Source organism: Streptomyces flavidovirens DSM 40150 (genome assembly GCF_000429085.1).
In the GTDB taxonomy this organism is placed as follows: Bacteria; Actinomycetota; Actinomycetes; order Streptomycetales; family Streptomycetaceae; genus Streptomyces; species Streptomyces flavidovirens.
On sequence record NZ_AUBE01000003.1, the window covers coordinates 444,052 to 453,214 of the forward strand.

9 protein-coding genes are annotated in these 9,163 nt (G+C 71.4%); 6 read left to right on the forward strand and 3 right to left on the reverse strand.

From position 1 onward, the window contains the following. Positions 1 to 73: 73 nt before the first annotated feature. From trpC to lgt, 6 genes are all read left to right on the forward strand, one after another. The gene (trpC, locus tag G412_RS0107265; RefSeq protein WP_028811504.1) at positions 74 to 883 is read left to right on the forward strand and encodes an indole-3-glycerol phosphate synthase TrpC; all 810 of its coding nucleotides are present in this window, start codon (positions 74 to 76) and stop codon (positions 881 to 883) included. Between the two features lie 11 nt (positions 884 to 894). Continuing rightward, positions 895 to 1,116 (forward strand): tryptophan biosynthesis modulator TrpM, encoded by a 222-nt coding sequence (gene trpM, locus G412_RS0107270; protein ID WP_028811505.1) that lies wholly within the window; start codon positions 895 to 897, stop codon positions 1,114 to 1,116. Positions 1,117 to 1,253: 137 nt separating this feature from the next. Further along, positions 1,254 to 2,546, forward strand: a complete 1,293-nt coding sequence (gene trpB, locus G412_RS0107275) for a tryptophan synthase subunit beta (RefSeq protein ID WP_028811506.1) — start codon at positions 1,254 to 1,256, stop codon at positions 2,544 to 2,546. Next, a complete protein-coding gene (gene trpA, locus G412_RS0107280) occupies positions 2,543 to 3,376 on the forward strand; it encodes a tryptophan synthase subunit alpha (protein ID WP_028811507.1) in 834 nt (277 codons plus the stop codon). Before trpB ends, trpA begins: the two co-directional genes overlap by 4 nt. A gap of 105 nt (positions 3,377 to 3,481) precedes the next feature. Beyond that, positions 3,482 to 4,486: a thioredoxin domain-containing protein gene (locus G412_RS33570; RefSeq protein WP_078606832.1), complete on the forward strand. Its 1,005-nt coding sequence runs from the start codon at positions 3,482 to 3,484 to the stop codon at positions 4,484 to 4,486. A gap of 124 nt (positions 4,487 to 4,610) precedes the next feature. Then, on the forward strand, positions 4,611 to 5,555 hold the full coding sequence (lgt, locus tag G412_RS0107290) for a prolipoprotein diacylglyceryl transferase (protein ID WP_028811508.1): 945 nt from the start codon (positions 4,611 to 4,613) through the stop codon (positions 5,553 to 5,555). Positions 5,556 to 5,609: 54 nt separating this feature from the next. Here the strand turns inward: lgt and G412_RS0107295 are convergent, their stop codons facing one another. The 3 genes from G412_RS0107295 to G412_RS33580 are packed head-to-tail and all read right to left on the reverse strand — an operon-like array spanning position 5,610 to position 9,156. Then, the gene (locus G412_RS0107295; protein ID WP_028811509.1) at positions 5,610 to 6,440 is read right to left on the reverse strand and encodes an HpcH/HpaI aldolase/citrate lyase family protein; all 831 of its coding nucleotides are present in this window, start codon (positions 6,438 to 6,440) and stop codon (positions 5,610 to 5,612) included. After that, complete coding sequence (locus G412_RS33575) at positions 6,437 to 7,711, reverse strand: CaiB/BaiF CoA transferase family protein (RefSeq protein ID WP_037647932.1); 1,275 nt, start codon at positions 7,709 to 7,711, stop codon at positions 6,437 to 6,439. Before G412_RS33575 ends, G412_RS0107295 begins: the two co-directional genes overlap by 4 nt. Further along, the gene (locus G412_RS33580) at positions 7,708 to 9,156 is read right to left on the reverse strand and encodes an ADP-ribosylglycohydrolase family protein (RefSeq protein WP_244282874.1); all 1,449 of its coding nucleotides are present in this window, start codon (positions 9,154 to 9,156) and stop codon (positions 7,708 to 7,710) included. Before G412_RS33580 ends, G412_RS33575 begins: the two co-directional genes overlap by 4 nt. Between the last annotated feature and the right edge of the window lie 7 nt (positions 9,157 to 9,163).

Sequence of the window (9,163 nt, forward strand, 5' to 3'; positions counted from 1 at the left end):
GAGGCCTCCTGCGGATAGCATTGGTATGGCTGATCCTGGTCCACCATCACCCTCCCGGAAGGGGGCCGCTCGCGTGAGTGTGCTCGACGAGATCATCGAAGGCGTGCTCGCCGACCTTGCGGAGCGGCAGGCAAGCGTCAGTCTCGACGAGCTCAAGGACCGCGCGGCGAAGGCGGCCCCGGCCAAGGACGGAGTCGCCGCCCTGCGCGGTGACGGCGTCAAGGTCATCTGCGAGGTCAAGCGCTCCAGCCCCTCCAAGGGCGCGCTCGCCGCGATCGCCGACCCGGCCGGACTCGCCGCCGACTACGAGGCGGGCGGCGCGGCCGTCATCTCCGTACTGACCGAGCAGCGGCGCTTCGGCGGTTCGCTGGCCGACCTGGAGGCCGTACGCGCCAAGGTCGACATCCCGCTGCTGCGCAAGGACTTCATCGTCACGGCCTACCAGCTGTGGGAGGCGCGGGCGTACGGCGCCGACCTGGCGCTGCTGATCGTCGCAGCCCTGGAGCAGGAGGCCCTCGTCTCCCTGATCGAGCGGGCCGAGTCCATCGGGCTCACACCGCTCGTCGAGGCGCACGACGAGGAGGAGGTCGAGCGCGCGGTCGAGGCCGGCGCGAAGATCATCGGCATCAACGCGCGCGACCTCAAGACGCTCAAGGTCGACCGCGGCACGTTCGAGCGCGTCGCCCCCGAGATCCCGGCCGGCATCGTCACGGTCGCCGAGTCCGGCGTCCGCGGCCCGCACGACCTCATCGCGTACGCCAACGCGGGCGCCGACGCGGTGCTCGTGGGCGAGTCGCTGGTCACCGGCCGCGACCCGAAGGGCGCCGTTGCCGACCTCGTCGCCGCGGGCGCCCACCCCGCCCTGCGCCACGGCCGGAGCTGACCCTCACCCCGATGACCGCTCTCCGCCGTACCGTCGCACTCACCCGGCCGGGTCTTCGCCCGCTCGCCGGGGCGCGGCCGCGCGACCCGCACGCCCCGCTGGCGCGCGGGTGCCGTCCGCGCGGGTGCCGGGCTCCGGCGCGGCGGGTGCGGGGACGCCGGGTGCGGTACCACATCGGTTCGGAGCCGGGCCAGATCAACGGCATGCGATGGCGCACCGAAGGCGCGCTGTAGCGATTCGGGCCATTCGTCATGCCCGTACGCCCGGATGCCTCCGAGGCGTACCGGGGCGGGCCCGTGCGCGGCGCATACGGTCAATCCCACCCGTTGATCTTTCATGGGGCGCCAGCCCCTTCTGAGGAGTACGTCGGATGTCTTCTGACTTCTTCATTCCGGACCCCGAGGGCACCGTCCCCAGCGCCGAGGGCTACTTCGGCGCGTACGGCGGCAAGTTCATCCCGGAGGCGCTCGTCGCCGCGGTCGACGAGGTCGCCGTCGAGTACGACAAGGCCAAGTCCGACCCGGCCTTCGCGGCCGAGCTGAACGAGCTCATGGTCAACTACACCGGCCGCCCCAGCTCGCTGACCGAGGTGCCCCGGTTCGCCGAACACGCGGGCGGCGCGCGGATCTTCCTCAAGCGGGAGGACCTGAACCACACCGGCTCGCACAAGATCAACAATGTGCTCGGCCAGGCGCTGCTCACCAAGCGCATGGGCAAGACGCGCGTGATCGCGGAGACCGGCGCCGGACAGCACGGGGTGGCCACCGCCACCGCGTGCGCCCTGTTCGGTCTCGAATGCACCATCTACATGGGCGAGATCGACACCCAGCGCCAGGCGCTGAACGTGGCCCGGATGCGGATGCTCGGCGCCGAGGTCGTCGCCGTGAAGTCCGGCAGCCGCACCCTGAAGGACGCCATCAACGAGGCGTTTCGCGACTGGGTCGCCAACGTCGACCGTACGCACTACCTCTTCGGCACGGTCGCCGGACCGCACCCCTTCCCCGCCATGGTCCGCGACTTCCACCGGGTCATCGGCGTCGAGGCACGCCGCCAGATCCTGGAGCGGACGGGGCGGCTGCCGGACGCGGCCGTCGCGTGCGTCGGCGGCGGGTCCAACGCCATCGGCCTCTTTCACGCGTTCATCCCGGACGCGGAGGTACGCCTGGTCGGCTGTGAGCCCGCCGGGCACGGCATCTCGACCGGCGAGCACGCGGCCACCTTGTCCGCGGGCGAGCCGGGCATCCTGCACGGCTCGCGGTCGTACGTCCTCCAGGACGAGGAGGGCCAGATCACCGAGCCGTACTCCATCTCGGCGGGCTTGGACTACCCCGGCATCGGCCCGGAGCACGCGTACCTCAAAGACAGCGGACGCGGCGAGTACCGGGCCGTGACGGACGACGCGGCGATGCAGTCCCTGCTGCTCCTCTCGCGTACCGAAGGCATCATCCCGGCCATCGAGAGCGCCCACGCGCTCGCCGGCGCGCTGGAGCTCGGCAAGGAGCTCGGCAAGGACGGGCTGATCCTGGTCAACCTGTCCGGGCGCGGCGACAAGGACATGGACACGGCCGCCCGTTACTTCGGCCTGTACGACACCGACGCCGAGGTCGAGGCCGACGCCTCCGCCGTCGACGGCGCCGCCGAGATCCAGAGGGACACCAAGTGAGCGGGAACATTCAGCTGCTGAGCGACACCCTGGAGCGGGCCAAGTCAGAGAACCGGGCAGCTCTGATCGCCTATCTTCCGGCCGGCTTCCCGACCGTCGACGGCGGTATCGAGGCCGTCAAGGCGGTCATCGCGGGCGGCGCGGACGTCGTCGAGGTCGGGCTGCCGCACAGCGACCCGGTGCTCGACGGGCCGGTCATCCAGACCGCCGACGACATCGCCCTGCGCGGCGGAGTGAAGATCGCCGACGTGATGCGCACGGTTCGGGAGGCGCACGAGGCGACCGGGGCGCCGGTGCTCGTCATGACGTACTGGAACCCGATCGACCGCTACGGCGTGGAGCGCTTCACGGCGGAGCTGGCGGAAGCGGGCGGCGCGGGCTGCATCCTGCCCGACCTGCCGGTCCAGGAGTCGGCGCTGTGGCGCGAGCACGCCGAGAAGCACGGCCTGGCCACGGTCTTCGTGGTCGCTCCGAGCAGCAAGGACGAGCGCCTCGCCACGATCACGGCGGCGGGGTCGGGATTCGTCTACGCGGCCTCGCTGATGGGCGTGACCGGTACGCGGGAGTCCGTCGGCGCGCAGGCCCAGGATCTGGTGCGCAGGACGCGGGCGACGACCGAGCTGCCGGTGTGCGTCGGGCTCGGGGTCTCCAACGCCGTACAGGCCAAGGAGGTCGCCGCCTTCGCCGACGGCGTGATCGTCGGGTCCGCTTTCGTTCAGCGGCTGCTGGACGCGCCGGACGCGACGGCCGGTCTTGACGCCGTACGGGCGCTTGCGGGCGAGCTGGCCGAGGGCGTGCGCAGGGGCGGCGGCGGGGCCGGCGCTGCCTGATACCGCCTGGTGCCGGCTGACGCGAACAACTGAGCGGTGTAGCCCGTAAGGGTGGACCTGGACCGGGGAGGCGCGCCGGCGCCTTCCCGGTTCGTTGCTGCGGGTGTGAGTGACAAGAACCGTGAGGGAAAACGAACCGCCCGCGAGCGCCTCATTCAGGAGCGCGAGGCGCAGAAGGCGCGTGACAGGCGCAGGCGGACATTGATCGTGGCCTCGGCCGTGGTCGGCGTGCTGGGGCTGGCCGCCGTGGTGGGCATTCTCGCCGCGAACACGGGCTCGGACGGGGACGGCGACGACAGCGCGAGCACCGTGGTGGCGCCCAAGGGCACGGACGACAAGGGCGATCCGAAGATCGTGGTGGGGGCGGCGGACGCACCGTCGACCCTCACGGTGTGGGAGGACTTCCGCTGCCCCGCCTGCGCCCTGTTCGAGAACGCCTTGCGGGACACGATCCATGAGCTGGAGGACGCGGGCCAGATCAAGGTCGAGTACCACCTGGTCACGCTCATCGACGGGAACATGGGCGGCTCCGGATCGCTGAAGGCGGCCAATGCGGCGGCCTGCGCGCAGGACGTGGGCAAGTTCGCGCCGTACCACGACGTGCTCTACCAGAACCAGCCGCCCGAGCCCGACGACGCCTTCGGCAAGGAAAGCCGGCTGATCGAGCTGGCGGGGAAGGTCGACGGGCTCGTCACAGAACCGTTCAAGCAGTGTGTCGCCGACGGGACGCACAACGGCTGGGTGCGGAAGTCCCACGAGGCGTTCCAGAAGAGCGACGTCAGCGGGACACCGACCGTGCGGCTCAACGGGGAGTCCATCTTCCCGAAGAAGGGCAACGAGCAGATCTCGCCGGAGAACCTGAAGAAGTGGGTCGCCGAGGCGAACAAGGGCAAGAAGGCGGGGACGGCGACCGCCACTCCGCCCGGGTCCGCGACGTCCCCGGCGCCCGCGCCTCCGGCGTCGTCCGCGCCGCAGGCCTCCGCACCTCCGGGAGCCGCGGCCCCGGCTTCGGTGCCTCCCGTCTCGTCCGCGCCCCGGGCGTCTGTGCCTGCGGCCTCCGTGCCTCAGGCGTCTGTGCCTCAGGCGTCTGTGCCTCCCGTTACGCCGTAGGTGTGTGGGGCCCGGGCGCGGGCCCGGGCGCGCCCGGGGGCGTGAGCGCGGGGTGGCTCGTTATCCAGACGTTGCCGGGTGGGTTGTCGTACGTCCCACCCGGCAAGGTAGCGTCGACCCTGCCATGGACCTTGCCTACATCCCCAGCCCGTCGACCGGTGTGATCGAGCTCGGACCGATCCCGCTCCGCGGCTACGCGTTCTGCATCATCATTGGCGTCTTTGTGGCCGTCTGGTACGGCAACAAGCGCTGGGTCGCCCGGGGAGGTAAAGCCGGCACGGTGGCCGACATCGCCGTGTGGGCGGTGCCGTTCGGCCTCGTCGGCGGGCGGCTCTACCACGTGGTCACTGATTACCAGCTGTACTTCAGCGAGGGTCGGAACTGGGTCGACGCGTTCAAGATCTGGGAGGGCGGCCTCGGTATCTGGGGAGCCGTCGCTCTCGGCGCGGTCGGCGCCTGGATCGGCTGCCGCCGCCGCGGGATTCCGCTGCCCGCCTGGGCCGACGCGATGGCTCCCGGTCTCGCCTTCGCCCAGGCGATCGGCCGCTGGGGCAACTGGTTCAACCAGGAGCTGTACGGGCGGCCGACCGATCTGCCCTGGGCCGTCAAGATCTCCGAGGGCGTGAACCGCGAAGCGGGGACGTACCACCCGACCTTCCTGTACGAGTCGCTGTGGTGCGTCGGCGCGGCGCTGGTCGTCATCTGGGCCGACCGCCGCTTCAGGCTCGGACACGGGCGGGTCTTCGCGCTGTACGTCGCGCTGTACTGCATGGGCCGCGGCTGGATCGAGTACATGCGCGTCGACGAGGCGCACCACGTGCTGGGACTGCGGCTCAATGTGTGGACCTCGATCGTGGTGCTGGTGTTCGCCGTCGCGTACTTCGTGATCTCCGCGAAGGCGCGGCCGGGGCGCGAGGAGATCGTCGAGCCGGTCTCGCTGGAGAAGGGCGACTCGGGGGCGGACGGTGCGGGTGCGGGTGCCGAAGTGGGTGCCGACGCTGATGGTGATCGTGATTCGGTTGCTGATGCTGGGGCCGGCGGCAAGGCTGACGCCGAGGCCAAGGACTAGAGCGTCCGGCGTTTGAGGGGTGGGGTGCGGCGCAGGCGCGCCGCACCCCACCCCTCAGGCGGTGGCGCGGGATGCCAGGGACAGGGTTCGCTGGGCGGCCGCGACTACCGCCGCGTCGACGAAGCGGCCGTCCGGGAGGGCCAGCGCGCCCCCCTCCGCAGCGGCGGCCTTGACGATTTCCTCCGCCTGTTCGACTTCCTGAGGTGTGGGGAGGAAAGCGCCCTCGATCACCGGCAACTGGCGAGGATGCAGTGCCGTACGGCCGAGGAAGCCCAGCGCCCGGCCCCGCGCGCACGACGCCGCCAGCCCCTCCAGGTCCCGGACGTCCGGGTGCACCGACTGGACCGGCGGCTCCAGGCCCGCCGCCCGTGCCGCGACCACCACCCGGCTGCGTGGCCACGCGAGCCCTGCGTCGTCCCGTACGCCCAGGTCCGCGCAGAGGTCCGCCTCGCCGAGAGCGATCCCTCGTAGCGAAGGGTGCGCCACCGCGATGGCGTGCGCGAGCTCGATGCCTAGCGCCGATTCGAGCAGGGCGTACAGCGGTACGTCCGGCATCCGCTGCGCGACGTTCCGTACCTCGGTGGGGTCCGTGACCTTCGGGAGGCGGACGGCCGAGAGTCCGGGCAGTCCGGCCAGGGCGCGCAGATCCGCCTCGGCGAAGGGACTGCCCAGGGCGTTCACCCGGACGTGGACGGGGAGTGAGGGGTGACGCTCGGTGAGAAGCTCGGTCGTCGCTGAGCGGGCGTACCCCTTGCGGTCCGGTGCGACCGCGTCCTCCAGGTCGACGATCACGACATCGGCGCCGGACCGCAGCGCCTTGGCGACCGTTTCGGGGCGGTCGCCCGGTACGTACAGCCAGGTCAGGGCGGCGAGAGGTGTGGTCATCGGGTGCCGCCGGTCGCGCGGAGCGTGGCGATCTCGGACGCGGACAGTCCCGCCTCGGTGAGTACGGCTTCTGTGTCGGCGTTGTGCGGGCGGCCGGCCCAGCGGATCGCGCCGGGCGTCTCGGAGAGGCGGAAGAGGACGTTCTGCATGCGCAGGGGGCCCAGGTCGGGGTCCTGGATCTCGGTGATGGTGTCCAGGGCGCGGTACTGGGGGTCAGTCATGACGTCCCGTACGTCGTAGACGGGGGCGATCGCCGCCTCGGCTTTTTCGAACGCGGCAAGCGCCTCGTCGCGCGTGTGGCGGGCGATCCAGTGGCCAACCGCCTCGTCGAGTTCGTCGGCGTGCTCGGCGCGGCCGCTGCCTGTGGTGAACCACGGTTCGTCGATGAGGTCGGGGCGGCCCACCAGGCGCATCACGCGCTCGGCGACGGACTGCGCCGAGGTGGAGACCGCGACCCAGGCGCCGTCGGCGGTGCGGTAGGTGTTGCGGGGGGCGTTGTTGCGGGAGCGGTTGCCGGTGCGGGGCTGGATGTAGCCGAGCTGGTCGTACCAGAGGGGGTGGGGGCCGAGGATGGTGAGGATCGGTTCGATGATGGCCATGTCGATGACCTGGCCCCGGCCTCCGTTGGTTGTGGTGCGGGCTGTGAGTGCGGTCATCACCGCGTAGGCGGTCGCGAGCGCCGTGATCGAGTCGGCCAGGCCGAACGGGGGGAGCGTGGGCGGGCCTTCCGGTTCGCCGGTGATCGCCGCGAAGCCGCTCATCGCCTCGGCGAGCGTGCCGAAGCCGGGGCGGTGGGAGTACGGGCCGAACTGGCCGAAGCCAGTGACTCGGGCCAGGACGAGGCGGGGGTTCGCGGCGGTCAGTTCGGCTGGGCCCAGGCCCCATTTCTCCAGGGTGCCGGGGCGGAAGTTCTCGATGATCACGTCGGTGGTGGCGGCGAGGCGCAGGAGGGCGTCGCGGCCGGTGGGGGCGGAGAGGTCGAGGGTGATGGTGCGTTTGTTGCGGCCGAGGAGTTTCCACCACAGGCCGATGCCGTCCTTGGACGGGCCGTGGCCTCGGGACGGGTCGGGTTTGGCCGGGTGCTCGACCTTGATCACGTCCGCACCGAAGTCGCCGAGCATGGTGGCGGCCAGGGGGCCGGCGAAGAGGGTGGCCAGGTCCAGGACTCGTAGGCCGGTGAGGGGTGGGGGTGAGGGTGGGGGTGGGGGTGGGGGTGGTGTGGGTGTGGGTTCGGGTGCTGGTGTGGGGGTTGGGGCTGGTGCCGAGGTCATGGGCGTAGTGCCTCCGTGTGGGTGAGGTGGGCCAGGGTGTCGAAGCCGATGCCGTCGAAGCCTGCGACGGAAGTGGCCAGGCGGTTGCGGAGGGGGGCGGTCCAGTGGGTGGGGATCGCCTCGGGGGAGCCGGTGAGCAGGCCGGCGATGCTGCCTGTGGTCGCGCCGTTGGAGTCGGTGTCCCAGCCGCCGGACACGGCTCGGCAGATGGAGCCGGCGAAGTCGCCGTCGGCGTGGGTGAGGGCCGCCGCGATCAGGGCGGCGTTCGGGAGCACGTGTACCCAGTGGTGGTGGCCGTAGGCGGCGTGGAGGTCGTCCACGACGGTGTCGAAGGTGGCTCTTGACGCTTTGGCTGCTGCTTTGATGCCGAAGCGGACGGCTTGAGCGAGGCGGGACTCCGGGGGGACGACGGTCAGGCCGGTGCGCAGGCAGTGGTGTACGTCGGTGGTGCCGGCGGCGGCTTCGGCGATGGTCGCCGCGATGAACATCGCGCCGTACACGCCGTTCGCGGTGTGGGTGAGGGTCGCGTCCCGGTGGGCCTGTTCGGCGGCGGCGGCCGGGTTGCCGGGGTGCGTCCAGCCGTGGATGTCGGCGCGGATCAGGGCGCCGATCCATTCCCGGAAGGGGTTGTGGTGCGTGGCTGTTTGAGGGGGTGTCAGGCCGAGGAGGAGGTTGCGGTAGGCGATGCGTTCGGCGGTGAACGTGCGGCCGGCCGGGAGCTCGTCCAGCCAGAGGTTGGCAAGCTGGGTGGTCGTGAAGGCTTTGGTGTGGCGCTGGAGGAGGAGCAGGCCGAGGAGGGGATAGTTCAGGTCGTCGTCCTCGGGCATGCCGTTGATGTTCTCGGCCAGGGAGGTGGGGGCGGAGCGGCGGTTCCAGGGGTGGCGGGCGAGGAGGTCGCGGGGGGCGCCTTGGGCGGTGAACCAGGTCTTCAGGGGCCAGTTGCCGGTGGCGGCGGCGAGTTGGCGGATGGCGGTGAGGGGGAGCTTCTCGACCGGTTTCCCCAGGAGGCAGCCGGCGGCGCGGCCTAGCCAGGCTGCGTGCAGGCGGGTTTGGAGGGGGGTGGGGAGGGGGGCTGCGACTGGCTCTGGCAGCGGGGGGTGGGCGCTGTTCGCGGGGGCGTTGGGGGGTGGGGGTGCGGTGGCTTCGGGGGCGGTGCCGCGCCGGGGCGTCTCCTCGGGCGTCGAACGTTCGGGTACTGCGTTGGTTCGTTGGCGGTGGTTGCGTTCAACGCCCTGCGGGGAGCGCCCCGACACGTCCCCGCCCGGCACCGTTGGTTGGTGGGCGGGGGTGGTCTCGTCCGCTGTTGGCACCGGGGGTGGTGGGGTCTTGGTGGGCCATGTTGGGCAGGCTGTTCTGATGGCCTGTAGGGGTGTTGGTTCGGCCCGGGTGGTGGGGGTGGGGAGCTGGGACAGGTCGTTCAGGAGTCGTTCTGCCAGCGTGCGCAGGTGTGGG

Bases quoted from the DNA above. Each gene is read 5' to 3' on its own strand.
- G412_RS0107295 (WP_028811509.1), bottom strand. From the start codon at position 6,440: ATGACCACACCTCTCGCCGCCCTGACCTGGCTGTACGTACCGGGCGAC.
- G412_RS33575 (WP_037647932.1), bottom strand. From the start codon at position 7,711: ATGACCTCGGCACCAGCCCCAACCCCCACACCAGCACCCGAACCCACA.
- trpM (WP_028811505.1), top strand. From the start codon at position 895: ATGACCGCTCTCCGCCGTACCGTCGCACTCACCCGGCCGGGTCTTCGC.
- trpB (WP_028811506.1), top strand. From the start codon at position 1,254: ATGTCTTCTGACTTCTTCATTCCGGACCCCGAGGGCACCGTCCCCAGC.
- lgt (WP_028811508.1), top strand. From the start codon at position 4,611: ATGGACCTTGCCTACATCCCCAGCCCGTCGACCGGTGTGATCGAGCTC.